This is a genomic window from Pseudomonas sp. GL_117, from assembly GCF_057835125.1.
Genome location: NZ_CM174418.1, coordinates 2808483 through 2833552 on the forward strand (window position 1 = coordinate 2808483; position 25070 = coordinate 2833552).

26 protein-coding genes are annotated in these 25070 nt (G+C 61.7%); 11 read left to right on the top strand and 15 right to left on the bottom strand.

Annotated elements, in window-relative coordinates; all coding sequences use genetic code 11:
- The first annotated feature begins 2 nt into the window (after window positions 1-2).
- Window positions 3-836 carry an NAD(+) diphosphatase gene (nudC, locus tag AC3ISR_RS12550; RefSeq protein ID WP_226457095.1) on the top strand — a complete coding sequence of 278 codons (834 nt, stop codon included), beginning with the start codon at window positions 3-5 and terminating at the stop codon, window positions 834-836.
- On the opposite strand, the gene AC3ISR_RS12555 is transcribed toward nudC, so the two are convergent.
- From AC3ISR_RS12555 to AC3ISR_RS12565, 3 genes are all read right to left on the bottom strand, one after another.
- Complete coding sequence (locus AC3ISR_RS12555; RefSeq protein ID WP_305392594.1) at window positions 804-1583, bottom strand: TSUP family transporter; 780 nt, start codon at window positions 1581-1583, stop codon at window positions 804-806. The genes nudC and AC3ISR_RS12555 overlap by 33 nt on opposite strands.
- 190 nt (window positions 1584-1773) lie before the next feature.
- On the bottom strand, window positions 1774-2493 hold the full coding sequence (pcsA, locus tag AC3ISR_RS12560) for a phosphatidylcholine synthase (RefSeq protein WP_192299583.1): 720 nt from the start codon (window positions 2491-2493) through the stop codon (window positions 1774-1776).
- A 150-nt stretch (window positions 2494-2643) separates the two neighbouring features.
- Window positions 2644-3558, bottom strand: a complete 915-nt coding sequence (locus AC3ISR_RS12565) for a class I SAM-dependent methyltransferase (protein ID WP_226457166.1) — start codon at window positions 3556-3558, stop codon at window positions 2644-2646.
- A gap of 193 nt (window positions 3559-3751) precedes the next feature.
- Here AC3ISR_RS12565 and mdeB point away from each other — a divergent pair, with 193 nt between their 5' ends.
- On the top strand, window positions 3752-6412 hold the full coding sequence (gene mdeB, locus AC3ISR_RS12570; protein WP_463983926.1) for an alpha-ketoglutarate dehydrogenase: 2661 nt from the start codon (window positions 3752-3754) through the stop codon (window positions 6410-6412).
- Window positions 6413-6536: 124 nt separating this feature from the next.
- On the opposite strand, the gene AC3ISR_RS12575 is transcribed toward mdeB, so the two are convergent.
- Both AC3ISR_RS12575 and AC3ISR_RS12580 read right to left on the bottom strand, forming a co-directional pair.
- Window positions 6537-7025 (bottom strand): DUF1289 domain-containing protein, encoded by a 489-nt coding sequence (locus AC3ISR_RS12575; RefSeq protein ID WP_192299580.1) that lies wholly within the window; start codon window positions 7023-7025, stop codon window positions 6537-6539.
- 85 nt (window positions 7026-7110) lie between these two features.
- Window positions 7111-8361, bottom strand: coding sequence for a ribonucleotide-diphosphate reductase subunit beta (locus tag AC3ISR_RS12580; protein WP_489324769.1), 1251 nt, complete (start codon window positions 8359-8361; stop codon window positions 7111-7113).
- 332 nt (window positions 8362-8693) lie between these two features.
- Here AC3ISR_RS12580 and AC3ISR_RS12585 point away from each other — a divergent pair, with 332 nt between their 5' ends.
- The 4 genes from AC3ISR_RS12585 (at window position 8694) to AC3ISR_RS12600 (ending at window position 11234) form a co-directional block, all read left to right on the top strand.
- Window positions 8694-9335 carry a hypothetical protein gene (locus tag AC3ISR_RS12585; RefSeq protein WP_192301204.1) on the top strand — a complete coding sequence of 214 codons (642 nt, stop codon included), beginning with the start codon at window positions 8694-8696 and terminating at the stop codon, window positions 9333-9335.
- Window positions 9336-9480: 145 nt separating this feature from the next.
- Window positions 9481-9987, top strand: coding sequence for a sigma-70 family RNA polymerase sigma factor (locus AC3ISR_RS12590; RefSeq protein ID WP_192301203.1), 507 nt, complete (start codon window positions 9481-9483; stop codon window positions 9985-9987).
- Window positions 9984-10886 (top strand): FecR domain-containing protein, encoded by a 903-nt coding sequence (locus tag AC3ISR_RS12595; protein ID WP_192301202.1) that lies wholly within the window; start codon window positions 9984-9986, stop codon window positions 10884-10886. The genes AC3ISR_RS12590 and AC3ISR_RS12595 overlap by 4 nt, the downstream gene beginning before the upstream one ends.
- Window positions 10887-11018: 132 nt before the next feature.
- Complete coding sequence (locus AC3ISR_RS12600) at window positions 11019-11234, top strand: TOBE domain-containing protein (protein ID WP_003173733.1); 216 nt, start codon at window positions 11019-11021, stop codon at window positions 11232-11234.
- A gap of 42 nt (window positions 11235-11276) precedes the next feature.
- Here the strand turns inward: AC3ISR_RS12600 and AC3ISR_RS12605 are convergent, their stop codons facing one another.
- The 4 genes from AC3ISR_RS12605 to AC3ISR_RS12620 are packed head-to-tail and all read right to left on the bottom strand — an operon-like array spanning window position 11277 to window position 13982.
- Entirely contained in the window at window positions 11277-12422 is a 1146-nt protein-coding gene (locus tag AC3ISR_RS12605; protein ID WP_489324770.1) for a MalY/PatB family protein, read from the bottom strand.
- 60 nt (window positions 12423-12482) lie between these two features.
- Window positions 12483-13076, bottom strand: coding sequence for an FMN-dependent NADH-azoreductase (locus AC3ISR_RS12610; RefSeq protein WP_463985087.1), 594 nt, complete (start codon window positions 13074-13076; stop codon window positions 12483-12485).
- Window positions 13073-13513 carry a GNAT family N-acetyltransferase gene (locus AC3ISR_RS12615; protein ID WP_463985088.1) on the bottom strand — a complete coding sequence of 147 codons (441 nt, stop codon included), beginning with the start codon at window positions 13511-13513 and terminating at the stop codon, window positions 13073-13075. The genes AC3ISR_RS12610 and AC3ISR_RS12615 overlap by 4 nt, the downstream gene beginning before the upstream one ends.
- Window positions 13506-13982 (bottom strand): carboxymuconolactone decarboxylase family protein, encoded by a 477-nt coding sequence (locus AC3ISR_RS12620; RefSeq protein WP_192301198.1) that lies wholly within the window; start codon window positions 13980-13982, stop codon window positions 13506-13508. The genes AC3ISR_RS12615 and AC3ISR_RS12620 overlap by 8 nt, the downstream gene beginning before the upstream one ends.
- 134 nt (window positions 13983-14116) lie before the next feature.
- Between AC3ISR_RS12620 and pdxR the strand changes: the two genes are divergently transcribed.
- Complete coding sequence (gene pdxR / locus AC3ISR_RS12625) at window positions 14117-15499, top strand: MocR-like pyridoxine biosynthesis transcription factor PdxR (protein ID WP_489324771.1); 1383 nt, start codon at window positions 14117-14119, stop codon at window positions 15497-15499.
- Between the two features lie 110 nt (window positions 15500-15609).
- Window positions 15610-17334: a gamma-glutamyltransferase gene (gene ggt / locus AC3ISR_RS12630; RefSeq protein ID WP_192301196.1), complete on the top strand. Its 1725-nt coding sequence runs from the start codon at window positions 15610-15612 to the stop codon at window positions 17332-17334.
- Window positions 17335-17454: 120 nt separating this feature from the next.
- On the opposite strand, the gene AC3ISR_RS12635 is transcribed toward ggt, so the two are convergent.
- From AC3ISR_RS12635 to AC3ISR_RS12650, 4 genes are all read right to left on the bottom strand, one after another.
- Window positions 17455-17979, bottom strand: coding sequence for an AAA family ATPase (locus AC3ISR_RS12635; RefSeq protein WP_192301195.1), 525 nt, complete (start codon window positions 17977-17979; stop codon window positions 17455-17457).
- Window positions 17976-18539 carry a nicotinamide riboside transporter PnuC gene (gene pnuC / locus AC3ISR_RS12640; RefSeq protein ID WP_192301194.1) on the bottom strand — a complete coding sequence of 188 codons (564 nt, stop codon included), beginning with the start codon at window positions 18537-18539 and terminating at the stop codon, window positions 17976-17978. Before pnuC ends, AC3ISR_RS12635 begins: the two co-directional genes overlap by 4 nt.
- A 174-nt stretch (window positions 18540-18713) precedes the next feature.
- On the bottom strand, window positions 18714-19856 hold the full coding sequence (locus AC3ISR_RS12645) for a helix-turn-helix domain-containing protein (RefSeq protein ID WP_489324404.1): 1143 nt from the start codon (window positions 19854-19856) through the stop codon (window positions 18714-18716).
- Window positions 19857-19975: 119 nt separating this feature from the next.
- On the bottom strand, window positions 19976-21610 hold the full coding sequence (locus AC3ISR_RS12650) for a methyl-accepting chemotaxis protein (protein WP_489324772.1): 1635 nt from the start codon (window positions 21608-21610) through the stop codon (window positions 19976-19978).
- A 197-nt stretch (window positions 21611-21807) separates the two neighbouring features.
- On the opposite strand from AC3ISR_RS12650, the gene AC3ISR_RS12655 reads away from it, so the two are divergent.
- Together AC3ISR_RS12655 and AC3ISR_RS12660 are read left to right on the top strand one after the other, a co-directional pair.
- Complete coding sequence (locus AC3ISR_RS12655) at window positions 21808-22638, top strand: undecaprenyl-diphosphate phosphatase (RefSeq protein WP_192301192.1); 831 nt, start codon at window positions 21808-21810, stop codon at window positions 22636-22638.
- Entirely contained in the window at window positions 22635-23018 is a 384-nt protein-coding gene (locus AC3ISR_RS12660) for a DUF1294 domain-containing protein (protein WP_489324773.1), read from the top strand. The genes AC3ISR_RS12655 and AC3ISR_RS12660 overlap by 4 nt, the downstream gene beginning before the upstream one ends.
- Here AC3ISR_RS12660 and AC3ISR_RS12665 read toward each other — a convergent pair.
- Window positions 23007-23363, bottom strand: a complete 357-nt coding sequence (locus AC3ISR_RS12665; RefSeq protein ID WP_489324774.1) for an MmcQ/YjbR family DNA-binding protein — start codon at window positions 23361-23363, stop codon at window positions 23007-23009. The genes AC3ISR_RS12660 and AC3ISR_RS12665 overlap by 12 nt on opposite strands.
- Complete coding sequence (locus AC3ISR_RS12670; protein WP_463984503.1) at window positions 23360-24268, bottom strand: LysR substrate-binding domain-containing protein; 909 nt, start codon at window positions 24266-24268, stop codon at window positions 23360-23362. Before AC3ISR_RS12670 ends, AC3ISR_RS12665 begins: the two co-directional genes overlap by 4 nt.
- Window positions 24269-24392: 124 nt before the next feature.
- Between AC3ISR_RS12670 and AC3ISR_RS12675 the strand changes: the two genes are divergently transcribed.
- Window positions 24393-25004 (top strand): FMN-dependent NADH-azoreductase, encoded by a 612-nt coding sequence (locus tag AC3ISR_RS12675; RefSeq protein ID WP_192301189.1) that lies wholly within the window; start codon window positions 24393-24395, stop codon window positions 25002-25004.
- Window positions 25005-25070: the final 66 nt, after the last annotated feature.

Sequence of the window (25070 nt, forward strand, 5' to 3'; positions counted from 1 at the left end):
ACATGACCCCAGGCTGGATTACCACCACACTGCTGGACAACGACACCCCTGGCGGCTGGGCCGTCGCCCGCAGCCGCGAGGGCTTTTTGCATGACAGCAATGGCCCGCTGTTCCCCCGGGAATGGCTCAAGCGCCAGGATGTGTCGGTGTTTGCCGAACACGGCATCGGCCACCTCGACGGCGAGCCGGTGTACCTGCTGGAACTCAACGCCCCCGTCGACGTGCCGGGGTGCAGTTGGCAGGGCCTGCGCGGCTTTATGCTGCAAGGTGATCACAGGCTGTACAAAGTGCTGGGCTACGCCGCGCAGATCGGCACCTGGGCGCGGGAACACCGGTTTTGCGGGAGTTGCGGCCAGGCCATGGCCCAGGTGCCACGGGAGCGAGCGATGTTCTGCCAGGCTTGCGACCTGCGCAGCTACCCACGGATTTCGCCGAGTATGATCGTGCTGGTGACCCGTGGCGACGAGATCCTGCTGGCGCGTTCGCCGCGTTTCGTCAGTGGTGTCTACAGCACCCTGGCGGGCTTTGCCGAGCCGGGTGAGTCGGCCGAAGACTGCCTGATCCGCGAGGTGCGCGAGGAAGTGCAGGTGGAGGTCAAGAACATCCAGTACATGGGCAGCCAATGCTGGCCGTTCCCCCATTCGATGATGCTGGGCTTTCATGCCGAATACGCCGGTGGCGACATCGTGCCCCAAGCCGACGAGATCGAAGATGCGCAATGGTTCAATATCCATAACCTGCCGCCGTTGCCGGCGTCACGTTCGATTGCGCGCTACCTGATCGACCTCTACCTGGCGCGGCGCTTAGGCCACGCTGAACCAGTGCTGCCAGGCTAGGCGCACGGTCAGGCCCAGGACCACGGTGATAAACACCGGGCGAATGAATTTGGCGCCGCCGCTGATCGCGCTGCGAGCGCCAAAGAATGCGCCGAACATCACGCAGATACCCATGGTCAGGCCGACGATCCAGTCCACCGTGCCGTTGAAGATAAACACCGAGAGTGCCGCCGCGTTGCTGACGAAGTTCATGCTGCGCGCCACGCCGCTGGCCTTCACCAGGTCGACGGGGTACATCAGCAGGGTGCTGACGGTCCAGAACGCGCCGGTGCCGGGGCCGGCCACGCCGTCGTAGAAGCCCAGGCCAAAACCCTGGGTGGATTGCCACTTCTTCTTTATCGGTGCGTCGGCTTCCAGCGGCGCTTTGGGCGTGCCGCCGAACAACAGGTACAGGCCGCAACCGAAAACGATCACCGGCAGCATCTTGTTCAGGGTTTCGGCTGGCAGATAGTGGGCGACCACCGCGCCGGTCAGTGCGCCGATGAAGGTGCCGACAATGGCGTGTACCCACTGGCGCGGGTGAAACAGCTTACGGCGGTAGAAGGTAAAGCTGGCGGTAGCCGAGCCGAAGGTGGAACTGAGCTTGTTGGTGCCCAGTACCAGATGCGGTGGCATGCCCGCGGTGAGCAGGGCGGGGGTAGTGAGCAGGCCGCCGCCGCCAGCGATGGCGTCGATAAAACCGGCGACGAAGGCCACGGCGGCGAGAATGGCGAGGGTGGTGAGGTCAACGCTGAGTTCGAAGGGCATGGGCAGGGCTTATGGTTGGCAAGGCGCTATGCGGAAGGCCGCCATCTTACTGCCAGATGTACACAGAACCAAATGTGGGAGCGGGCTTGCTCGCGAAGGCGGTGTGTCAGTCACTAAGTTTTTGACTGAACTACCGCATTCGCGAGCAAGCCCGCTCCCACAAAGCCCGCTCCCACATGTCTAACTGCGATCAGCCGTGACGTTTATCCAACCATTCCAAGGCTGTGCGCCAGATGCAAATCCCCAGAAAGTACGCCGACATCAGCGACCACAACCCAAACGTCCACGGGTTGGTGTTCGGATAATCCACCACCATCAAGAAGCTGCACAGCAACCAGATGGTGGTCACTGCGATATTGATCGGCATGAACCGCTTCACGCGGAACGGGTGCAAGAACTTCATCGGCGTCACGGTCAGCAGGGCCAGGCCGATCACCGTGAGCAAGGTGACCCAGGCATCCGGCTGGATGATGTACACGCACAGCGCCACCACGTTCCAGGCGGCGGGGAAGCCGACGAAGTAGTTGTCCTTGCTCTTCATGTTGACGTTGCAGAAGCAGAACAACGACGACACCAGGATCACCGACACGGTGAACAGGTGGGTAAAGTCCGGCAGGTCGATATAGCGGTAGATAAACAGCGCGGGGATGAACACGTAGGTGAGGTAATCGATCACCAGGTCCAGCACCGAGCCGTCAAAGCTCGGCAACACCGTGCTGACATTGACCCTGCGCGCCAGGGAACCGTCGACGCCATCGACCACCAGCGCCAGGCCCAGCCACAGCAGGCAGGCCTTGGGGGAATTTTCCAGCAGCGCCAGGGTGGCCAGAAAAGCCAGTACCACGCCGGTGGCGGTAAAGCCGTGGGCGCCCCAGGCTTTGAGTCTGGCTACATGCAGGGTCGTTATCACGGGCGGTTCTCCAAAAGGTGAAACGGGGCAGCCGACAGCGAAGCGCGGTCGAGTCTGGCCAGGGAATGCAGGTATCGACCGGGAAGGGGGGGATAAGGTTCACCACCCCGGCGTTAGAGCTAAGCGTAGCAAGCGCTGGCCGTTTCGGCATCAACCCTGGCGGAACACCAGCGCCTTGAGACCACTTTGCGCGTCAATATCCGGAAATTCCGGCGGGTTTTCCAGGCGTTCGACAAATCGCAGCCCCGGTGCTTCACGGGTCACACCGTCGATCAGGAAGTCTTCGCCGAAGGCTGGGTCGTTCATGCACGCCAGCACCGTACCCTGGGCTGTGAGCAAGTCCGGCAGGCGGCGCAGCACGCGTTGGTAGTCCTTGGTCAACAGGAAACTGCCTTTCTGGAACGACGGCGGATCGATGATCACCAAGTCATAGGGGCCACTGTTGGTGACCTTGGCCCAGGACTTGAACAGATCGTGGCCCAGGAACGTGACCTGGCTCAGGTCATGACCGTTCAGGCGATGGTTGTCACGGCCACGGCTGAGGGCGCCACGGGCCATGTCCAGGTTCACCACATGGTCGGCGCCGCCTTCGATGGCGGCCACGGAGAAGCCGCAGGTGTAGGCAAACAGGTTGAGGATGCGCTGGCCCTTGGCGTGTTCGCGCACCCAGTTGCGGCCGTAGCGCATGTCGAGGAACAGCCCGCTGTTCTGCTTTTTACCCAGGTCGATCAAATAACGCAGGCCGCCTTCGGTGATGGTCAACTCGTCGATGGGGCTGCCCACCAGCCATTCGGTGGTGCTTTGCGGCAGGTAGCGGTGTTGCAGCGCCACGGTGTAGGCACTCAACTGCGTTCGCAGCAACTGTTTCAGGGCTTCCAACTGGGCCGGTTCCGGCTCCTTGAACAATGCGACCAGTATCACGCCTTGCAGCCAGTCCACCGTCAGTTGCTCCAGGCCCGGCCAGCAGCGCCCGCGGCCGTGGAACAGGCGCCGGGTTTCGTCTGGTGGGGTCGCCAAGGCGTCGAGCAGGTGGGCGTGCAGGGTAGCGAGTGCGTCTGGGTTCATCATTAAACGTCAGTCATTGAGCGGGCGGCATTTTAAACACAATGGCGAGGTTCCGGGGTGGTTGAGCACAACGTGCTGGGGAAAATCGCAATACCAGTGATTCATGCTCAAAATTCAGAATTTTACGCCTGAAAACAGGCAAAAAATCCTTGGGCGTCGACATAAACTGGAAAAAAAAGGCCTGGAGATGCCCATGAACGGTTTCGCGAGCGCAGTCAATCACACCGCCCTGGATCAGCAAGAGTTGGACGAGTGGCGCGACGCCCTGGCGTCGTTGGTGGCCAACGCCGGTCCTGCGCGGGCCCGGCAGATCCTCGACCAACTGGCCCAGGACGCCAGCGCTGCGCACATCGACTGGAAACCGCGCCACGGCACGCCCTACGTCAACAGCATCAGCGTCGAGCAGCAGCCGGCGTTTCCCGGCGACCTGGCCACCGAAGAACGCCTGGCCTCGCTGGTCCGCTGGAACGCCCTGGCCATGGTGGTCCGCGCCAACCAGGCCTATGGCGAGTTGGGCGGGCATATCGCCAGCTATGCCAGTGCGGCGGATTTGTTCGAAGTGGGTTTCAACCATTTCTTTCGCGCCCGCCGTGACGGGTTTGGCGGCGACCTGGTCTTCTATCAACCCCATTCCGCGCCCGGTATCTACGCCCGTGCCTTCCTTGAAGGGCGCCTCAGCGAGCAAGACCTGGCCCATTATCGCCAGGAAATCGGCGGGCCCAAGGCTGGCGCACGTGGCCTGTCCAGCTACCCGCACCCGTGGCTGATGCCTGACTTCTGGCAGTTCCCCACTGGTTCCATGGGGATCGGCCCGATCAGCTCGATTTTCCAGGCGCGTTTCATGCGTTACCTGCAACACCGTAACCTGCTGGACACCACTGACCGCCACGTCTGGGGGGTGTTCGGCGACGGTGAGATGGACGAACCGGAAAGCATGTCGGCCCTGACCCTGGCTGCGCGCGAAGGTCTGGACAACCTGACCTGGGTGGTCAACTGCAACCTGCAGCGCCTTGACGGCCCGGTGCGCGGCAACGGGCGGATCATCGATGAGCTGGAAGCGTTGTTCGCCGGCGCCGGGTGGAACGTGATCAAGCTGGTGTGGGGCTCGGATTGGGACCCCTTGCTGGCCAAGGACCACGACGGCGCGCTGGTGAACACCTTGGCGCATACCGTCGACGGTCAATTGCAGACCTTCGCCGCCAAGGACGGCGCCTTCAATCGCGAGCACTTCTTCGGTCAGAGTGAAGCCCTGGCCAAACTCGTGGAAGGCATGAGCGACGAGCAGATCGACCGCCTCAAGCGTGGCGGCCATGACATGGTCAAGATCCACGCGGCCTACCATGCCGCGCGCCGGGTCAAAGGCAAACCCACGGTGATCCTCGCCCAGACCAAGAAGGGCTTTGGCATGGGTGAAGCAGGGCAGGGCAAGATGACCACCCACCAGCAGAAAAAGCTGGATCGCGACGCGTTGCTTGCTTTCCGCAATCGCTTCCAACTGCCCCTGAGCGATGCGCAGACCGAATCCCTGAGCTTCTTCAAGCCCGCCGACGACAGCCCGGAAATGCGCTACCTGCACCAGCGCCGCCAGGCGCTCGGCGGTTATGTGCCGAGCCGCAGCCCGCTTGCCGCGCCGCTCAGCGTGCCGCCGCTGGCGGGCTACGCCGGGTTTGCCACGGCGGCCGACGGCAAGGAAATGTCCACCACCATGGCCTGCGTACGCATGCTGACCAACCTGCTCAAGGACAAGGCCCTGGGGCCGCGCATTGTGCCGATTGTCGCCGATGAGGCGCGCACCTTCGGCATGGCCAACCTGTTCAAGCAAATCGGCATCTACTCCAGCGTCGGCCAGCGTTATGAGCCGGAAGACATCGGCTCGATCCTCAGCTACCGCGAAGCCACCGACGGGCAGATCCTCGAAGAGGGCATCAGCGAAGCCAGCGCCATCAGCTCCTGGGTCGCGGCGGCCACTAGCTATTCGGTGCATGGCCTGCGCATGCTGCCGTTCTACATCTATTACTCGATGTTCGGCTTCCAGCGCGTCGGCGACCTGATCTGGGCCGCCGCCGACCAGCGTGCCCGTGGCTTCCTGCTCGGCGCGACGGCCGGGCGCACTACCTTGGGGGGGGAAGGCTTGCAACATCAGGACGGCAGCAGCCATCTCATGGCGGCCACCGTGCCCAATTGCCGCGCCTACGATCCGGCGTTCGCCGGGGAATTCGCGGTGATCCTCGACCACGGCATGCGCCAGATGCTGGAGCACGAGGTGGACGAGTTCTACTACGTGACGCTGATGAACGAAAACTACCCGCAGCCGAGCCTGCCGCAAGGGGTTGAAGCGGCGATCATCAAGGGCATGTACCGTCTGGAAGGCACGGTTGGCGCCCAGGTGCGGTTACTGGGTTCGGGCACGCTGGTGCGCGAAGCCCAGGCGGCGGCGCAGCTATTGGCCGAGGATTGGCAAGTGACGAGCGAGGTGTTCAGCGTCACCAGTTACAGCGAACTGGCGCGGGATGCGCGGGAGGTGGAACGCTGGAATCGGTTGCATCCGCAAGAGGCTGCACGGGTAAGCCATGTGAATGCCTGCTTGCCCCACGGCGCGCCGGTCATCGCGGTTTCTGACTATGTGCGGGCGGTGCCGCAGATGATCGCTTCGTACCTGGACAGTCGCTACACCGTGCTGGGCACTGACGGGTTCGGGCGCAGTGATACGCGGGCGGCGTTGCGCGACTTTTTTGAGGTAGATCGGTATCACATCGTGCTGGCGGCGCTGACGGCATTGGACGCGCGGATGGGTCAGCTGGCGATTGAGAAATACGGTTTGCAGACGGAACGTGCGGCGTCCTGGATCTCCTGACAGGCGCAAATCAAAATGTGGGAGCGGGCTTGCTCGCGAAAGCGCTGTGTCAGGCAATGCATGTGCTGACTGATGCACCGCCTTCGCGAGCAAGCCCGCTCCCACATGGGTTTTGTGCTGGTCTTTAGAGGGTAGCTATCAGGGCTGGCCCAAATGCTTCCTTGAGGAAACCCGGTGCGATATAGCGCTCGTAGTGCGCTTCGGACAACAGGAAAAACTCACGATCAATCGCATCGCGCAGATCCGCCAAATGACGTTCACGAAATTCCGGTTGCAGCACCAGCCCATACGCATCCAGCCGGGAAATCACCCGCGCCCCCCGGGCAATCAACTGGTACGCCCAGCAATACGGCGACTGATGCGGCACAAAGCGGATCTTGCGGCTTTCCAGTTGCTGGCGCAGCAGGTGCGGATCAAACACTTCCAGCTTGCTGGCCATCACCTGCACCAGCAACTGTTCCAGACGCAGCCACACCGCCTGTTTTTCCTCGGCGTTGTAACCGTTCCACTGGATCACTTCGTGGTGATAACGCTTGCAGCCCCGGCAGACGAGGTCCCCGTAGACGGTGGAGCACAGGCCGATGCACGGGGTCTTGATGGTTTGGTTGGGCATAAGTCGCTTGCTTGCAAAATCCAGAGAACACCGAAAACCAATAATGTAGACGCGGGCTCGCCACAGCAAACCCGCTCCCACATTTTCAGTCCCAGCTCAACGCACCGCCAGTCTGATACTCGATCACACGGGTCTCAAAGAAGTTCTTCTCTTTCTTCAAGTCCATGATCTCGCTCATCCACGGGAACGGGTTGGTGGTGCCTGGGTATTCTTCCTTCAAGCCGATCTGCGACAGACGACGGTTGGCGATGAACTTGAGGTAGTCCTCCATCATCGCGGCGTTCATGCCCAACACGCCGCGGGGCATGGTGTCGCGGGCGTATTCGATCTCCAGTTGGGTCCCTTGCAGGATCATCTGGGTCGCTTCTTCCTTCATCTCGGCATCCCACAGGTGCGGGTTTTCGATTTTGATCTGGTTGATCACGTCGATGCCGAAGTTCAGGTGCATCGACTCGTCGCGCAGGATGTACTGGAACTGCTCGGCCACGCCGGTCATTTTGTTGCGGCGGCCCATGGACAGGATCTGGGTGAAGCCGCAGTAGAAGAAGATGCCTTCCAGCACGCAGTAGTACGCGACCAGGTTGCGCAGCAGTTCCTTGTCGGTGTCGACGGTGCCGGTTTCGAACTTCGGATCGGAGATCGAACGGGTGTACTTCAGGCCCCAGGCGGCTTTCTTCGCGACCGATGGAATCTCGTGGTACATGTTGAAGATCTCGCCTTCATCCATGGCCAGCGATTCGATGCAGTACTGGTAGGCGTGGGTGTGGATCGCCTCTTCGAAGGCCTGGCGCAGGATGTACTGGCGGCACTCCGGGTTGGTGATCAGGCGGTACACGGCCAGCACCAGGTTGTTGGCGACCAGGGAGTCGGCGGTGGAGAAGAAGCCCAGGTTGCGCATGACGATGCGACGTTCGTCGTCGGTCAGGCCTTCGGGGTTTTTCCACAGCGCGATGTCGGCGGTCATGTTGACCTCTTGCGGCATCCAATGGTTGGCGCAGCCGTCGAGGTACTTCTGCCAGGCCCAGTCGTACTTGAAGGGCACGAGTTGGTTGAGGTCGGCGCGGCAGTTGATCATGCGCTTTTCGTCAACGGCGACGCGGGCGGAGGCGCCTTCGAGTTCGGCGAGGCCTTCGGCGATGTCGAGTTTGTCGAGGGCGGCCTTGGCACGGATAATCGCGGCGGAGTCGTTGGCGGTCACGTTACGGGCTTCCAGCGCCGCGGCAGCACCTGCACCGTCGAGGCGGTCCATGTTGGCTTCGCTGGCGTGGCCGGCGTTGGCGCCCTTGATCACCGCTGCACCGGTGTCTTCGTTGTCGACTTCATCCCAACTCAGCATTGAAATACTCCTTCCTGGTCTGTTCTGACGGCGTGTGAACCCGTCCAAAAATATTCGATTTGCAGGCTACTAGGCATTGAAATACTGCGCGTAGTGTGGTCGGCAAATACCGATACTGCACACTATGTAGTGGTCTGTTCTGTTTGTGGGCACACTATATGGTGTGTGCGGGGATGGGTCAACGAACGAGAGTGTATTGATCGTCGCAGGGGCATTCCCCTGTCAGGGGTGGTGGCCTAGTGATATTGTTGGCGCTCAAACCGTTGAACCAGAGCGGTCGTTGTCAATCGTGACACGCAAGGCTCAGTTTCTAGAAAAGGACGTCAGTACGTATGACTCAAGGTGCACCTACACCCACGCCCACCACTTATTCCTGGCCGCTGATCATTATCGTCGCGGCCGGCCTGTGGGCGGCATTTACCGCTGCGGCCTCACTGTTCGGCCTTAAATTCGGCGCGGCAGACAACTTTATCCCGTCCGCGGAACTGATGGAAAACTACGTTTCGCGGACCGTGCTTGCCGAGTCATACCTCCCACTTGCCAAGGTATCGTCGGACTATTTGAGCAAGGTCGATGTTGAAAAAAACTACGTCGCCATCGACAAAATCCACAGCCTCTACGTGCCGAAAGCTGACTATCAGCAGCTACAGCAACAACTGGCCGATCTGACGGCCAAGGTCAGCGCAATCCCCAGCCCGTTACCACCGATGAATATCGTCATGACAAAAGGTGGGAACTGGTCCGATGAGCGCCTCGGGGTCAGTATCAGGATGGGCGGCTATTCCTTGGGGCCATTGAATTCCTCGGTGGATTTTTTCTTGACGCTGCCCGACTCCGAGGAGCACGTAGAAACGCTCGACACCCGAGAAGACCTGCCGGTGTGGACATTCAGGAAACACAATCGCCAGTTCAAGCTCTCGGTGCTCAAGATCATGCCGACGACGTTTGTGATCAAGGAAGTCGGCGGGGTGTGAGCCGACTGGGGTTGTTTATCGACCTGCTGCGGCAGAAGGCGGCGATGCTCTAAACGGCATGTTGAAAAGATCATGGTATGCAGTAGCGATATTAAATAGAATGAATCTCATTTGAGACATAATCGCGCCTTGCAGGTTGCTTGCCATGAATGATGCTGTCGCCCCCGAACTGACGTTATCCAGCCTCTACCGCGACCACCGCAGTTGGCTGGAAAGCTGGCTGCGCCGGCGCCTGGGCAATGCCTGGGATGCGGCGGACCTGAGCCAGGATACGTTTTTGCGCGTGCTGGCCAGTGCCCAGCCGCTTGCGCAGATGCAGGAGCCACGGGCGTACCTGGTGACAGTCGGCAAGCGCCTGCTGGTCAATTTTCATCAGCGCCGTAGCCTGGAACAGGCCTATCTGAATGCGCTTGCCAGCTTGCCCGAAGCCTGCGTGCCGTCTCCGGAACAGCGCTGGGTGTTGCTGGAAACCCTGCAAGCACTGGATGAATTGCTTGATGGCTTGCCAGTGCTGGTGCGCCGCGCGTTTCTCTGGAGCCAGCTGGAAGGCCTGGGTTATCGCGAGATTGCCGCACGCCTGGAGGTGTCCGAACGCACGGTCAAACGCTATATGGCCCAGGCCTATGAACACTGTTTGCTGGTGGACCTGTGAACCGCGACGTCGCCCGTGCCGCCGCGCAATGGTTGGCGCTGCTGGAGTCCGGCGCGGCCACCGAGCGTGATCACCTCGCCCTGCAGCACTGGCGCGACAGCCATCCGCAGCACGAACAGACCTGGCAAAAAGCCCAGACCCTGCGCCAGCGGTTCGGCGGGTTGCCCCAGGCGTTGGCGCTGGCCAGCCTCGACCGTCCGCAACCGGGGCGGCGCGCCGTGCTCAAGCGTGCCTTGGGCGTGGCGGCTCTGGTGCCGACCGCGTGGTTGATCAGCCGCCAGTTACCCATCGACGTGTGGCGCTCAGACCTGCACACCGCCACGGGTGAGCGCACGCGCATGGCCCTGGGCGACGGCGCCAGCCTGCAACTCAATACCGCCACTGCCGTGGACGTGGCGCCACGGCACATCCGGCTGGTGGAAGGCGAGTTGGCGTTGAACGTGCCGGGCGTGAGTGCAATGACGCTTCAGACCCGGTATGGCGAACTGACGGTCAGCCAGGCCGAGGTGGGTGTGCGGCAATTGGCGTCGGGCTGCCGGGTCTCGGTGCTCAAGGGCGCGGTGCAGGTGCGCGACCTCAATGGGCACTCGACGACGTTGCACGGTGGCCAGCAAGCGTCGCTTCAAGCCACGGGCCTTGGCGCGTCGGTGGCGTTTGATGTGCTGCAACTGGGTTGGCGTGATGGTGTGCTGACTGCGCAGGATCAGGCGCTGGGGGATTTCTTGCGCGAGTTGCAGCGCTACCGCCCGGGTGTCTTGCGTTGGGACCCGCGTTTGGAGGGGTTGCGCGTCACCGGCAGTTTTCAGTTGGACGACACCGACCGCATCCTCAACCTGCTGGCCTCGACCCTGGGCTTCAAGGTGCAGGCGCGAACGCGTTACTGGGTCACTCTCACCTGAGAAATGCTGCTTTATATTTCCATATGGAATAAATAAAGATTTATATATTCCTTTTAGGTTTTTGCCGCCTGCGGCATCTTGAAGGCCTGCGCATTCGTGCGGATTGACCCAACAGCCAAAAGGAAAGCCGACATGACCATTAAAGCGATCAACGTGCGCAACCAGTTCAAGGGCGTGATCAAGGAGATCCTGCTGGGCGAAGTGGTGTCCGAAATCGACGTACAGACGGCGTCCGGCATCGTCACTTCGGTGATCACCACCCGCTCGGTGCGTGACCTGGAATTGAAAGTGGGCAGTGAAGTGATTGCCTTTGTGAAGTCCACCGAAGTGTCCATCGCCAAGCTGTAGATCCCACTCAAATGTGGGAGGGGCGAGCCCCTCCCACATGGCTTACCGACCGCGCAGGGCATGCTCCATTCGCTGCAAACCTTCTTCCAGCAAGGCCCGTGGGCAGCCGAAGTTCAGGCGCACGAATTGCTGGCTGTCATCGCCGAATTCGATCCCGGCGCTCAACCCGACCTTGGCCTGTTCCAGGAAAAACCGCTGCGGGTCGTCCAGGCCCAGGGCGCTGCAATCGAGCCAGGCCAGGAAAGTGCCTTGCGGCGCGTGCATGACTACGCCCGGCAGGCGGCTGTTCACGGCGTCGAGCAGGTAGTCGCGGTTGGCTTGCAGGTAGCCCTTGAGTGCGTCGAGCCACTCGCCACATTGGCTGTAGGCGGCACGGGTGGCTTCCAGGCCCAGGGGGCTGACGCTGTCGACCATGCCGCAGCGGGCATTGTTGAAGCGCTCGCGGATATCGGCGTTCTGGATCACCGCAAAGCAGGTCTTGAGGCCCGCGACGTTGTAGGCCTTGCTCGCCGACATCAGCGTGATGGTGCGCTCGGCGATCTGCGGGCTGAGGCTGGCGGTGGGGATGTGGCGGCGGCCGTCGAAGCACAGTTCGGCGTGGATTTCGTCACTGATGATCAGTGCGCCCTGTTCCAGGCAGGCATTGGCCACGGCCAGCAGCTCTTCGCGGGGAAACACCTTGCCCATGGGGTTGTGCGGGTTGCTCAGCAGCAGTGCACCGGCGCCGCTCAAGGCATCGCGCAGGGCGGGCAGGGGCGTGAGGTATTCACCGTTGACGAGTTCGAATGGCACTTCGATTTTCGGCAGGTTCCAGTGCCCTGGCGCCAGGCGGATCGGCCGGTAGTTGGGGGTTTGCAGCACCACCGGCTGGCCCGTTTGCACGAATGCGTGCAGCGCCATGTTGAAGCCGGGCTCGACGCCGGGCAGGAACAGCAGGTCTTCGGGCTGCACGCGCCAGGCGTACTTGTGCCACAAGTCGGCGACGATGGCCTCGCGCACATCCGGGCCGGCTACGCTGTAGCCGAGGATCTGCTGGTCGAGGCGTTCGCGCAGGGCTTGCAGCACGGCGGGCGGCGCGGCGATGTCCATATCGGCGATCCACATCGGCAGCACATCCGCCGGGTAGCGGCTCCATTTGGTGCTGCCGGTGTTGTGGCGGGGGTGGATCGTGTCGAAATCAAAGCTCATGGGCGGCTCGTATCAGGGGGGCTGGCGCAAAGAATGGCGCTGATTCTAGCGCCATTAATTTTATAGACCAGAGCTGATTGCCTCGGACAGTTGCCGATGTGCCTGTGCCACGGCCTGGCTGACCGCTTCTTCACCGCGCACCATGGCGCCCAGGTAGGCGAACTCCACGCTGCGGATGCCCACGATAGACAGGATGGCGCTCAGATACGGCGTCAAAAAGTCCGGCTCATGCCCCTTGCGGGCGTTGCCCGAGCTGACCAGTACAAAGGTGCGCCGGTCGTCGAGCAGGCCGACTTTTTCAAACCGCTCGTTCACCGTGAAGCTGCGGTGGATGCGCACCACATGGTCGATCCAGCCCTTGAGCGCCGCCGGCACCGTGAAATTGTGCACCGGGGTGCAGATGACCAGCAGGTCGCAGGCTTCCAACTCGACGATCAATTGTTCCGACAGCGCGGTGGCGTCCTCACTGCCGTCGTCAGCGCCAGTGAGGGCGCAGGCGTATTCGCGGGTCAGCGGCGGCAGGGCCTGGCTGCCGTAATCGCGCTCGGTGACCTGCGCGTCGGGCAGCCAGTCGCTGAGCAGGTTGCGGGCCAGTTGGAAGTTCTGGGCCGACTTGCCGTGGGGGCTGAAACTGAGCAGCAGGGCGCGGGTCATTGGCTTAGATCCTGGGAAAAATGCATGCCGCGCGGCAACAGGCCTTGGCGGAAGTAGAAACGTTGGGCCAGGGCCATGTGCATGCCGGTGTCCAGCACCAGGTAGCGATAGCCCAGGGCGCGGGTTTGCTCGCGGACCCGCTCGAGCAGTTGCTCACCCAGACGCCGCCGCTGCAGGCTGGCATCTACCACCAGGTCATCGACATAGATGAAGCGTCCGTAGAGGGTGTTCTCGCTGAGCCGGTAGCCGGCCAGGCCGATCACCTTGGCGTCTTCACGGGCGACCAGCAGATGGTAGCCGTTCTGCCGTTGCCGCTGGATCTGCGCGACGAACGCGGTGGCGTCCGTCAGGTGCGGGCGCAGTTGCTGCATCACCTGAAAGCTGGCGAGGCAGTCGGCGTCGCTTTCCACGGGCACGAAGTCGACGTGCTCATGCATAGCTGAGGTTCTCCAGATGGGCCTTGACCGCTGCCGGCACCTTGCGAAAGCTGATACCGACGCGGTTCAGCGCGTTCATCAGGGCAATGGCCAGGGTCAGGTCGGCGACTTCCTTGTCATTGAAGACTGCGGCGACGGCGGCGTAATCGGCGTCCGGCGCGTGGGTCTGGGCCACTTGAGTAACCGATTCGGCCCAGGCCAATGCGGCACGTTCACGCGGGCTGAACAGCGGCGAGGCTTCGTGCCAGGCGGCCACCAGCATGATTTTTTCCAGGCTCACGCCTTGCTTGAGCAGGTCGCGGGAATGGGAGTCCAGGCAATAGGCGCAGCCATTGAGCTGGGAGATGCGCAGGTACACCAGTTCGATCAATTCCTTTTCCAGGCCGCAGCCATGCACGTAGCTGTGCACCGAGCCCAGGGCTTTGTAACCGGCGGGGGCGGCCTGGGCGTAATCAAGACGGTCTTTCATGGGAAGGTTCCTTAGGTGGTTGAACAGATGCGCCATTTTCGCGGCTCGCCCGGCCAGTCGACAGGGGCATGATTGGACAAGTGGGTTGGGACATGATCAGACTTGGCCCTGTTTACCCGCCGAGCCCGCCCGCGATGTCGTCACTGCCCAAATACCAGGAAATCTACCGGCGTTTTCGCCAGGCCATCGACCAGGGCCAATTGCGCCCCGGCGAGCGGGTGCCGTCGGTGCGGGCGCTGGCCCAGGAACTCAAGGTGGCGCGGGGCACGGTGGAGACGGCGTATCAGTTGCTGGTCAGCGAAGGTTTTTTTGAGGCGCGCGGGCAGGCCGGTACGGTGATTGCGACGACGCTGCCCCAGATCGCGGTAAAGCCTGCGCCCGTGCCGGCGCCCGTCCCCAGCGGACCGTTGCCGCTGCAAATGGGCGTGCCGGCACTGGACGCGTTCCCGCGCAAGCTGTGGGCCCGGCTGGTCACCCAGCAAGTGCGCCGCACCGATGCCGACAGCCTGGCCATGGGCGACGTGCGCGGCGTACAAGCCCTGCGCGTGGCCATCGCCGGTTACCTCGCGTTGTACCGGGGCGTGGAGTGTTCGCCGGATCAGGTGTTTGTCTGCGCCGGTTATGCGGCGGGCCTGACCCTGGTCTGTGACGCCCTGGACATGCCCGGGCAACGCTGCTGGTTCGAAGACCCGGGTTACGTGCATGCACGGCAGTTGTTGAGCCATCAAGGCTTGCAACTGGTGCCGGTGCCGGTGGACCGCGATGGGCTGGATGTGGGCCAGGGCATCCTGCGCAGCCCACGGGCGCGGCTGGCGCTGGTCACGCCGGCGCACCAGAGCCCGCTCGGCGTGGCGCTGAGCCCGGCGCGGCGCGAGGCCTTGCTGGGCTGGGCGGCGGCGCAGGGCAGTTGGGTGGTCGAGGACGATTACGACAGCGAATTCCGCTATCACGGCAAACCGCTGGCCGCGCTCAAGAGCCAGGATCACGACGACCGGGTGATCTACGCCGGTAGCTTCAGCAAGATGTTGTTCCCCGGTTTGCGCCTGGGCTACCTGGTGGTGCCGAACGCCTTGGTGGCGGCGTTTGAGCGCAGTGCGCAGTTGTTGCAGCAACGCTGTGCGCAACTGTTGCAACTGACCGCGGCGGATTTTCTCGAGCAGGGGTATTTCACCCGGCACCTGAAGAAAATGCGTCAGTTGTATGCGCAGCGACGCGGGCTGTTGGTGCAGGCGTTGCAGGCCCATTGCGCGGATGTCCTGCGGGTCGATGAGCAGGCGGGCGGGATTAATCTGTTGGCACGCTTGGTGGTCGCGGTGCCGGACGAGGCGGTGGCGCAGGCAGCGAATGAGGCGGGCCTGGCACTGCAGGCGTTGTCGCGGTGGGCGATTGAACCGGGGCCACAGGGCTTGCTGATGGGGTTCACTAATGTGGCAACGGCGCAACAGGCCCAGGCTATTGCGCAGGTGTTGCGTGGGGTGATTGCCGGGCAAACCGTGGCTGGGGCACAGGGGCGGTGATGCTGTACGAATCTGTGACCGACAAGTTCTGTAATAAAAACGTCACTGCGCTGGGGATTAGATCCTCGACGGGCTATTTTGGTGCATCTCAATAACCAGAGTAGCCATGGATGAAATACCAACCCTTCAGCCGTACCTTGATTGCCACTGCGCTGGTATTGACGGTCGGCGGTGTGCAAGCCGCGTCCCAGGCCCCGGTGGCCGGTGAAAATGGCATGGTGGTCACGGCCCAGCATCTGGCCACCCATGTGGGCGTGGATGTCCTCAAGGCCGGTGGCAATGCCGTGGATGCGGCCGTGGCCGTAGGTTACGCACTGGCGGTGGTATACCCGGCGGCGGGCAACCTCGGTGGCGGCGGTTTCATGACCGTGCAACTGGCGGACGGGCGCAAGACCTTCCTCGACTTCCGCGAAAAAGCCCCGCTGGCGGCCACCGCGAACATGTACCTGGATAAAGACGGCAACGTCATCGAAGGCCTCAGTGCCAAGGGCCACCTGGCGGTCGGCGTGCCCGGCACCGTCTCGGGCATGGAGCTGGCCCTGAGCAAATACGGGACCCTCAAGCGCGCCCAGGTGATTGCCCCGGCGATCAAGCTGGCGGAAAACGGCTTTGAGCTGGAGCAGGGCGATATCGACCTGCTGCATACCGCCACCGGCGAGTTCGAAAAAGATAAAGATATGCGCGGGATCTTCCTGCACAACGGTCAACCGATGCAGGTGGGCCAGAAGCTGGTGCAGAAAGACCTGGCCAAGACCCTCAAGGAAATCTCGGCCAAGGGCAGCGACGGTTTCTACAAAGGTTGGGTAGCCAAGGCGCTGGTGGATTCCAGCCAGGCCGGCAAAGGCATCATCACCCAGGCTGACCTGGACAAGTACAAGACCCGCGAACTGGCGCCGATCGAGTGCGACTACCGTGGCTACCACGTGGTCTCCGCGCCGCCGCCGAGTTCCGGTGGCGTGGTGATCTGCCAGATCATGAACATCCTCGAAGGCTACCCGATGGCCGACCTCGGTTATCACTCGGCCCAGGGCCTGCACTACCAGATCGAAGCGATGCGCCATGCCTACGTGGACCGCAACAGCTACCTCGGCGACCCGGACTTCGTGAAGAACCCCATCGCCCACCTGCTGGACAAGGACTACGCCACCAAGCTGCGCGCTGCCATCGAACCGCAAAAGGCGGGCGATTCCCAAGCGATCAAGCCGGGTGTTTCGCCCCATGAAGGCAACAACACCACGCACTACTCCATTGTCGACAAGTGGGGCAACGCGGTCTCGGTGACGTACACCCTCAACGACTGGTTCGGTGCGGGCGTGATGGCGAGCAAGACCGGGGTCATCCTCAACGATGAAATGGACGATTTCACCGTCAAGGTCGGCGTGCCGAACATGTACGGTCTGGTGCAGGGTGAAGCCAACGCCATCGCACCGGGCAAGGCGCCGCTGTCGTCGATGAGCCCGACCATCGTGACCAAGGATGGCAAGGCCGTAATGGTGGTGGGCACGCCGGGTGGCAGTCGCATCATTACCGCGACCTTGCTGACGATGCTGAATGTCATCGACTACAAGATGAACATCCAGGAAGCCGTGGACGCGCCGCGTTTCCACCAGCAGTGGATGCCGGAGACTACCAACCTTGAGACGTTTGCAGTGAGCCCGGATACCCAGAAGATCCTCGAAAGCTGGGGCCACAAGTTCGCCGGGCCGCAGGATGCGAACCACTTGGCGGCGATTCTGGTGGGTGCGCCGTCGTTGGGTGGCAAGCCGGTGGGGAACAACCGGTTCTATGGCGCGAATGATCCGCGTCGTAACACCGGCCTGTCGCTGGGCTACTAACGCCTGACGCGGTCAAAAGTGTGGGAGCGGGCTTGCCCGCGATTGCGGTGTATCAGCCAACCATTGTGTTTCTGGTACTCCGTCATCGCGGGCAAGCCCGCTCCCACATTGAGGCCAGTGTTATGGCTGAAACAGTTGTTCCACTGCTGAAAACGCCGCACTTCTGCGCTCTTCCCAATCCCCCCGAATCAGAATCACCGGCTGTTCATGCTCCTGCATCCAGTCCAGGCTGGCCTGGAAAAAAGCCTGGCGATCCTCTAACTGCGGCTGGCAGCGTTGCCCATCGGCAGTCCATTCCACATCGTCCGGCGACAGCAGCAAGTGCAAGTCGTAGTCACGGGCCAGCAGTTCGCTGTCGAGCCAGGCCGGGTAGTCGCCGAACAGGGTCTGGCTCCAGAGCTTGTTGGTCAGCAAATGCGTGTCGAGGATCAACAGCGCAGGCTGTTGGGCGCGGGCGGCGTCTTCCCAGGCCAGTTGACCACGGGCGATCGCCGGGATGTCGGCCAGGGTGGTATCGCGTTGGTGATGATCGATGAAATGGCGCACGTATTCACCGACCATCAACCCGCCGAAATGCGCTTGCAACTCGGTGGCCAGCCAGCTTTTGCCGCTGGATTCGGGGCCGGCCAATACCACGACCTTCATGCCTGCAACGCCGGGTCTGCACGCCATTCGCGCCAGCCTTGCACCGCGATGGTGGTAAACAGGGCGTAGAGCGCGGCGGTGAGGTAGAGACCTTTATAGAGAAACAGGCCGACGAAGATCACATCCACGGCAATCCACAGCGGCCAGCACTGCACGCGTTTCTGCGCCATCCACATCTGCGCCACCAGGCTGAAGCCGGTGAGGGCGGCGTCGAGCCAGGGTTGCGCGGCGTCGGTCCAGTGGGCCATGGCGGCGCCCAGCAGCAGGCTGCCGGCGGCGCCCACCGCGAGGCTGGCGATGATGGCTGGCCCGCCGAGGCTGGTGACCTGGCGGCCTTGCTTGACCTCGCCGGCGCGGGTCCACTGCCACCAGCCGTACAGTTGCAGGACGGCGTAGACCACTTGCAGCAGCATGTCGGAATAGAGTTTTACGTCGTAGAACACCCAGGTGTAGAGCAACACCATGATCAGGCCGATGGGCCAGCACCAGGGGTTCTGTTTAACCGTCAGCCAGACAGCGATCACCCCCAGGGCGGCGGCGAACAGTTCAAGCCCGGACATGGCGGTTCCTTGGGAGTGTGGAAAGGGGCGGTGATTGTAACGAAAGAAGTTTCGCGTAGGAATTAACCTTGTAGTGAGCGGGCTTGCCCCGCGCTGGGCTGCGTCGCCCCCAGGCGCGGGTGTAGAACCGTAGACATCCTTTACATCTGAAACCGGGGACATCGTTTACACATTTTAGGCTTGGACGCGGCTCATGCCTCGTCCAAGCCTCCCTAGGGGATAGTCACACAGGTACAGATCCCAAACATCATCTTCAACTTCTTTGAGCGCAATCCGCTCTCCTGATAGCGCTTCGCTTACAAACAACAACTTTCCTTTCCACATGATTGAGCCGTTCTGTCTGACGCTTCGTACTTTCATTTCCGCGGCATACTCCACATCCGGCAGACATCCTGGATAAGGTCGAGTAGACGGCACATATACCTCACCCGGGCGCTTCATGCCCAGCGCCTCGTGAGGTCGTATGTAATTGAATTCATGTCGAAAATGCTCCAGCAAGAGCTGCTGCTCAACCAGGTTTTTCCCCAGTGGCAACTCAAACTTCAAACTACGATGCATCCGTTCGTGCCGGCCGTTCTGGGCAGGTCTTCCCGGCATGGTTCGCTCCGGGTAAATACCCAGGCGGATCCACCAAACTGCCAGTGTGGACATTCTTGCCAGGCCTGGAGAAGCAAAAGGAACGCCGTTGTCAGAGCGAATGACTTCCGGCATCCCGTACTCTTGAAAAAGCCTCTCGAATGCCTGTTTGACGGGCAAGGTCTTGATCTTGGGGTGAGCCCTGCAGGCCAAAATCAAGCGAGAGGCATGGTCCGTAACGGTCAGGGGATAGCACATCTGGGCGTTGAGCATCTTGAACTGCCCCTTGTAATCAACGCACCACGTCTTGTTGGGCTCGTTGGCTTCGCGCATTTCCCTGTGAGCAGTGCTGTGCCGTCGCTTGAAGCGCCGTTTACTGACAAGCCCAAGCCGGTCAAGCCATTGGCCTGCCGTGCTGGGCGATGGCCAGGCGACTGACGGATCCTCGATTCGTAATAGCCTGACAAGCTTCTTCGGCCCCCATTTATCGTGGGTTTCTTTCATCGCCACTATGCGAGCCAAGATCTCATCGTCAGTCTTGTTTGGGCTGGTATGAGGTCGTCGAGACAGCTCTGCCAACGACTTCAAATCGCCGTCAACGTGACGAGAGATCCATTTATCTACAGTTGGTCGACTGACGCCGAAGCGCCGAGCTAGCTGGCTTTTGCTGAAGTCACCAGAAAGCCAGTCGATGACCAGTTTGATTCGTTGATCCATGGGAGACTCTTGGTTCCAGGGCATGATCAGTTACCTCCTGATCATGCGTATTAACCTGTAAACCATGTCCCCGGTTAGATATGTAAACGATGTCCCCGGTTTGTACCGGGGCAAGCCCGCTCACTACAGACCCCGTCCTGGGGTTAGATTTTGAATTGGCGCAGCAGGGTGTTGAGTTGTTCGCTCAGGCCGCGCAGGTGGGTGCTGGCGGCACTCGACTGTTCGGCGGCGATGGCGGTGCTGTGGGACAAGCCTGCCGCCTGGGTGACGTTCTGGTTGATGTCCTCTACCACATGCGCCTGTTGCAGGGTGGCGCTGGCAATCGACGCGTTCAGGCCGTTGAGGTTGTGCAGGGCCTGGCCGATGGCGGTGAGGCTGGCGCCGGCCTGGCCGGCTTGTTCGATGGTCAGTTGCGAGGCGTTGTGACTCTCGCTGATCACCTTGACCGCCGCTTCCGAGTGGCCTTGCAGGCGTTCGATCATGCCCTGGATCTCGGCGGTGGATTTTTGCGTGCGCTGGGCCAGCAGGCGCACTTCATCGGCGACCACGGCAAAGCCACGGCCTTGTTCGCCGGCCCGTGCGGCCTCGATGGCGGCGTTGAGTGCGAGCAGGTTGGTCTGGTCGGCGATGGAACGGATCACTTCGAGCACGCTGCCGATCTGGGTGCTTTCGGCGGATAGGGTACGCATCACCTCGACCGCCTGGCTGATGGTGCCGGAGAGCTGGTCGATCTGTTGCAGGCTGCCATCGATATTGACCTGGCCTTGCTGTGCCTGAGCCTGGGCATCGCGCATTTCACTGGCGGCGTGTTCGGCGTTCTTGGCCACGTCCTGCACGCCGTAGGTGACTTCGTTGATCGCGGTGGCCACCAATTCCATCTGCTGCGATTGCTGCTGGCTGCGGTCGTGGGCCTGGCTCGCGTTGTTGCCCAGCTCGGTAGACGATTGGCCGAGGGCGTTGGCGCACGCCTGCAACTGGCCGACCACGTCGCGCAATTTGGCGGTGAAGCTGTTGAAGTGCTGGGACAGTTGGGTCACTTCGTCGCGGCCGTGGGTGTCGAGGTTGTGGGTCAGGTCGCTTTCACCACTGGCGATATTGCCCATGGCGTCCACTGCTGCCTGCAACGGGCGCACGATGCTGCGCGCGATCAACACCACCAGTAGGGTCATCACCAGCGCGATGATCAAACCAATGGCCGAGGCTTTCCACACCTGGGCGGAGAACTCGGACTGCACATCGTCCACGTAGACGCCGGAGCCGATGATCCAGCCCCAGGGTTGGAACAGTTGGATGTACGAGGTCTTGGCCACCGGTGCATCGGCGCCCGGTTTCGGCCAGCGGTAGTTGACGATGCCGGCACCCTTGGCCTTGGCCAGGGCCACGAATTCGTTGAACACCGCAAAACCGTCTGGGTCACGGATCGCCGAGAGGTTCTGGCCGTCAAGCTTGGGGTTGGCCGGGTGCATGATCATCACGGGCGTGAGGTCATTGATCCAGAAATAGTCGTCATGGTCGTAGCGCAACCCGCGCACCGCGCTCAGGGCTTGCTTCTGCGCGGCTTCGCGGGTCATGACGCCGCTGGTTTCGAGGCCGTGATAAAACGTCAGGATGCCGCTGGCGGTCTGCACCACGTGCTCGGTCTGCTGGCTCTTGGCCTGGTAGAGTTCGCCATGAATCTGCTTGAGCATCAGTAAACCCAAGGCCAGCAGCATCAGCACCGCGACTATCAGGATCAGCCAGAGGCGGCGGCTGATCGACATATTGCGCAAACTGTTCATCGTCCTGTCACTCCGGGCTTTTTATAATTGTGGGCGTTGCATCGACTTTTACGCCTTGTCTGATAGGCTTTCGGCCGGTAATCGGAAAACCTGAGTACTGCCTGATTTTTCACGGGTTTTTTCAAACGCCCAGCGTCAGTGAACCAATTAAAAAAGACTAACGAGGCATGCCACGCGCATGACCTTTTGGGGGAAGCATGGATTTTTGGACCGCCATACAGGCATTGATTCTTGGCGTGGTGGAGGGGCTGACGGAGTTCTTGCCGATCTCCAGTACCGGCCACCAGATCATCGTCGCCGATTTGATCGGTTTCGGCGGTGAGCGCTTTGAAGCGTTCAATATCATCATTCAACTGGGCGCGATCCTGGCGGTGGTCTGGGAGTTCCGACGCAAGATCCTCGACGTGGTCATCGGCCTGCCGACCCAGCGCAAGGCGCAGCGGTTCACGGTGAACCTGATCATCGCGGTGTTGCCGGCAGTGGTGTTGGGCGTGATTTTTGCCGACTTGATCAAACACTACCTGTTCAACCCGATCACCGTGGCCGCCGCGTTGGTGGTGGGCGGCGTGATCATGTTGTGGGCTGAACAGCGTCAACACGCGGTGCATGCCGAAAGCGTCGATGACATCACCTGGAAAGACGCGATCAAGGTCGGCCTGGCCCAGTGCCTGGCGATGATCCCGGGTACCTCGCGTTCCGGCGCGACCATTATCGGCGGCCTGTTGTTCGGCCTGTCGCGCAAGACCGCCACCGAGTTCTCGTTCTTTCTGGCGATGCCGACCATGGTCGGTGCGGCAGTGTATTCGGGCTACAAGTACCGTCACCTGTTCCAGCCCGATGACTTGCCGGTGTTTGCCATCGGCTTTGTCACCTCGTTCATCTTCGCGATGATCGCGGTCAAGGCGTTGCTCAAGTTCATCGCCAGCCACAGCTACGCGGCGTTTGCCTGGTATCGGATCGCGTTTGGCCTGCTGATCCTGGCGACCTGGCAGTTCGGTTGGATCGACTGGTCCGCCGTCAAGCCATGAGCATCCAGTACCCACGCCTGAAGGCGGCGATTTTTCTGTTGCTGTGCGCTGCGCCGCTGCTGGGCTCGGTGCTGCTGTGGTGGCGCGGCGAGACGGTGCTGCCGCTGGTGGCCTACGCCGTGGTCAGCGTGCTGGCGTTCTTGCTGTACTGGCGCGATAAGCGCCAGGCGCAAACCAACGGCCGGCGCACCCCGGAAAACATCCTGCACGCCGTCGAGCTGGCAGGCGGTTGGCCGGGGGCGTTGATCGCCCAGCAGGTGTTGCGGCACAAGACGCGCAAGGTGTCTTATCAGGTGCTGTTCTGGGCGATTGTGCTGCTGCATCAGGTGTTCTGGCTGGACCAGTTGTTCCTGGGCGGCACCTTTCTTTCAGTCCTCTAAAAGCAAGCCGATCTGCGTGCGCTTGGGCAGTTTGCTCACCACCAGTTGGTGGGAGCGCCGCAACAAGCCGCGCAGTTCCTCGGCGCCCAGCGGGTAGGGCGTGTTCATGATGATCCACTGCGCGCGGGCCAGGTAGGGCGCTGGGTGGACGCCTGGGCGGTCGACGTGGCCGAGGAACAGATCCTTGTCGACCTTGAATGCCAGCGAATCACCGCGCAGGTTTTGCAGGGCGAACATCTTGGTGCCGGCAATCGAAAACACGCGCACGCCGCCCCATTTGTAGTCTTCCCGCGCGCCGGGCAGGCTCAGGCAGAATGTGGCGACTTGTTCTTCGCTGATCTTCATAACAGACGGTCTCCGCAGCTTTTGAAGCCTTCTTCCAGGTAGTCGATCCACGCCCGGATCGCCGGCAACACGCCGCGTCGGTGTGGGTATACGGCCTGCAACCAACCGCCCGGCAACGACCACTGCGGCAGCAATTGCACCAGGCGGCCGCTGGCCAGTTCTTCTTCGCAATACATCATCGGCAGCACGGTAAACCCCAGGCCCATGATCGCGCTGGCCTTGCGCACGATGAAATCGTCGATGCCCAGGCGCGCTTCCATCACCAGTTCGTGGGGGTTGCCCAGGGGGTCGAGGATGCGCTGATGGACCATGCGGTCCGGCTCCAGCGCGCCGAGGATAGGCAGTTGCCGGAGGTCGTCGAGCGAGTCGATACGCTTGCCTTGCACAAAGGCGGGGCTGGCCACCAGCACCGTCTGGGCCTGACGCAGGCGCTTGGTCACCAGCAGTGGGTCTTCATCGCCCAGCTCGCGTACGCGCAGGGCCACGTCGATGCCCTCGGCCACCAGGTCGACACGTCGGTTGACCAGGGTCATTTCCAGTTGCACATGGGGATGTGCGGCCAGAAATCCGGCGACCAGTTCCGGCAGGATGTGCTGGGCCATGCCCACCGGGCAACTGACCCGCAGCCGTCCACGGGCTTCGCTGGACATGCTGGCCACGGCTTCGTCGGCCATCTCGGCTTCGAGCAACATGGCTTGGCAATGGCGCAGGTAGCGTTCGCCGACGGCGGTCAGGGTCAGCTGCCGCGTGGTGCGTTGCAGCAAGCGGGCGCCGAGGCGTTCCTCCAGCTCGGCAATACGTCGTGACAGCCGCGACTTGGGAATCCCCAGTAGCCGGCCGGCAGCCGCGAAGCCGCCGGCTTCGACGACTTTGGCGAAGTAGTAGAGGTCGTTGAGGTCTTGCATGGTCAACCTATTGTCCTGTCAGTGGGACAAACTATCGCATTTCAGCGGGCTTATCGGCTATTGGTTTCATGCGTAGCATCATCACCATCTGATCGCCACTGACGATCCTACTCGGAGATCCCCCATGAAACTGTTGCACATCGATTCCAGCATCCTCGGCGACAACTCGGCATCCCGTCAGCTCAGCGCTGCCGTGGTCAAGGCCTGGCAAGCCGCCGAGCCGGGCGTGGAAGTGACCTATCGCGATCTGGCGAGCGAGGCCATCAGCCACTTTTCCGGCCTGACCCTGGGGGCGCTGGGGACTGCTGCCGAATTGCGTGATGCCGTTCAACAGCACGAAGCCGAGCTGAGCGCTTCGTCCCTGGCTGAATTCATCGCCGCGGACGCGGTGGTGATCGGTGCGCCGATGTACAACTTCTCGGTGCCATCCCAACTGAAAGCCTGGATTGACCGCATCGCAGTGGCTGGCCAGACCTTCCGTTACACCGAAGCCGGCCCTGAAGGCCTGTGTGGCGGCAAGAAACTGATCATCGTCTCCACCGCCGGCGGCCTGCACGCTGGCCAGGCGAGCAACGTCGGCCATGAAGACTACCTGAAGCTGGTGTTTGGCTTCCTGGGCATCACCGACATCGAGTTCGTGCGCGCCCAAGGCCTGGCCTACGGTGATGACGTTCGCAACAAGTCCCTGAGCGACGCCAACGTACTCATCAACGAACAATTGTTCGCCGCCGCGTAAGGGTTGTGTAAAACATCGCCGTTCCCCGTTTCAATCTGAAAACGGGCGCCTAAACTCTGTATTCTG

Excerpts from the sequence above, each read along its gene's own strand:
- nudC (WP_226457095.1), top strand. The coding sequence starts at position 3 with ATGACCCCAGGCTGGATTACCACCACACTGCTGGACAACGACACCCCT.
- AC3ISR_RS12555 (WP_305392594.1), bottom strand. The coding sequence starts at position 1,583 with ATGCCCTTCGAACTCAGCGTTGACCTCACCACCCTCGCCATTCTCGCC.
- AC3ISR_RS12565 (WP_226457166.1), bottom strand. The coding sequence starts at position 3,558 with ATGAACCCAGACGCACTCGCTACCCTGCACGCCCACCTGCTCGACGCC.
- mdeB (WP_463983926.1), top strand. The coding sequence starts at position 3,752 with ATGAACGGTTTCGCGAGCGCAGTCAATCACACCGCCCTGGATCAGCAA.
- AC3ISR_RS12575 (WP_192299580.1), bottom strand. The coding sequence starts at position 7,025 with ATGCCCAACCAAACCATCAAGACCCCGTGCATCGGCCTGTGCTCCACC.
- AC3ISR_RS12580 (WP_489324769.1), bottom strand. The coding sequence starts at position 8,361 with ATGCTGAGTTGGGATGAAGTCGACAACGAAGACACCGGTGCAGCGGTG.
- AC3ISR_RS12585 (WP_192301204.1), top strand. The coding sequence starts at position 8,694 with ATGACTCAAGGTGCACCTACACCCACGCCCACCACTTATTCCTGGCCG.
- AC3ISR_RS12590 (WP_192301203.1), top strand. The coding sequence starts at position 9,481 with ATGAATGATGCTGTCGCCCCCGAACTGACGTTATCCAGCCTCTACCGC.
- AC3ISR_RS12600 (WP_003173733.1), top strand. The coding sequence starts at position 11,019 with ATGACCATTAAAGCGATCAACGTGCGCAACCAGTTCAAGGGCGTGATC.
- AC3ISR_RS12605 (WP_489324770.1), bottom strand. The coding sequence starts at position 12,422 with ATGAGCTTTGATTTCGACACGATCCACCCCCGCCACAACACCGGCAGC.
- AC3ISR_RS12610 (WP_463985087.1), bottom strand. The coding sequence starts at position 13,076 with ATGACCCGCGCCCTGCTGCTCAGTTTCAGCCCCCACGGCAAGTCGGCC.
- AC3ISR_RS12615 (WP_463985088.1), bottom strand. The coding sequence starts at position 13,513 with ATGCATGAGCACGTCGACTTCGTGCCCGTGGAAAGCGACGCCGACTGC.
- AC3ISR_RS12620 (WP_192301198.1), bottom strand. The coding sequence starts at position 13,982 with ATGAAAGACCGTCTTGATTACGCCCAGGCCGCCCCCGCCGGTTACAAA.
- pdxR (WP_489324771.1), top strand. The coding sequence starts at position 14,117 with ATGTCGTCACTGCCCAAATACCAGGAAATCTACCGGCGTTTTCGCCAG.
- ggt (WP_192301196.1), top strand. The coding sequence starts at position 15,610 with ATGAAATACCAACCCTTCAGCCGTACCTTGATTGCCACTGCGCTGGTA.
- AC3ISR_RS12635 (WP_192301195.1), bottom strand. The coding sequence starts at position 17,979 with ATGAAGGTCGTGGTATTGGCCGGCCCCGAATCCAGCGGCAAAAGCTGG.
- pnuC (WP_192301194.1), bottom strand. The coding sequence starts at position 18,539 with ATGTCCGGGCTTGAACTGTTCGCCGCCGCCCTGGGGGTGATCGCTGTC.
- AC3ISR_RS12645 (WP_489324404.1), bottom strand. The coding sequence starts at position 19,856 with ATGCCCTGGAACCAAGAGTCTCCCATGGATCAACGAATCAAACTGGTC.
- AC3ISR_RS12650 (WP_489324772.1), bottom strand. The coding sequence starts at position 21,610 with ATGAACAGTTTGCGCAATATGTCGATCAGCCGCCGCCTCTGGCTGATC.
- AC3ISR_RS12655 (WP_192301192.1), top strand. The coding sequence starts at position 21,808 with ATGGATTTTTGGACCGCCATACAGGCATTGATTCTTGGCGTGGTGGAG.
- AC3ISR_RS12660 (WP_489324773.1), top strand. The coding sequence starts at position 22,635 with ATGAGCATCCAGTACCCACGCCTGAAGGCGGCGATTTTTCTGTTGCTG.
- AC3ISR_RS12665 (WP_489324774.1), bottom strand. The coding sequence starts at position 23,363 with ATGAAGATCAGCGAAGAACAAGTCGCCACATTCTGCCTGAGCCTGCCC.
- AC3ISR_RS12670 (WP_463984503.1), bottom strand. The coding sequence starts at position 24,268 with ATGCAAGACCTCAACGACCTCTACTACTTCGCCAAAGTCGTCGAAGCC.
- AC3ISR_RS12675 (WP_192301189.1), top strand. The coding sequence starts at position 24,393 with ATGAAACTGTTGCACATCGATTCCAGCATCCTCGGCGACAACTCGGCA.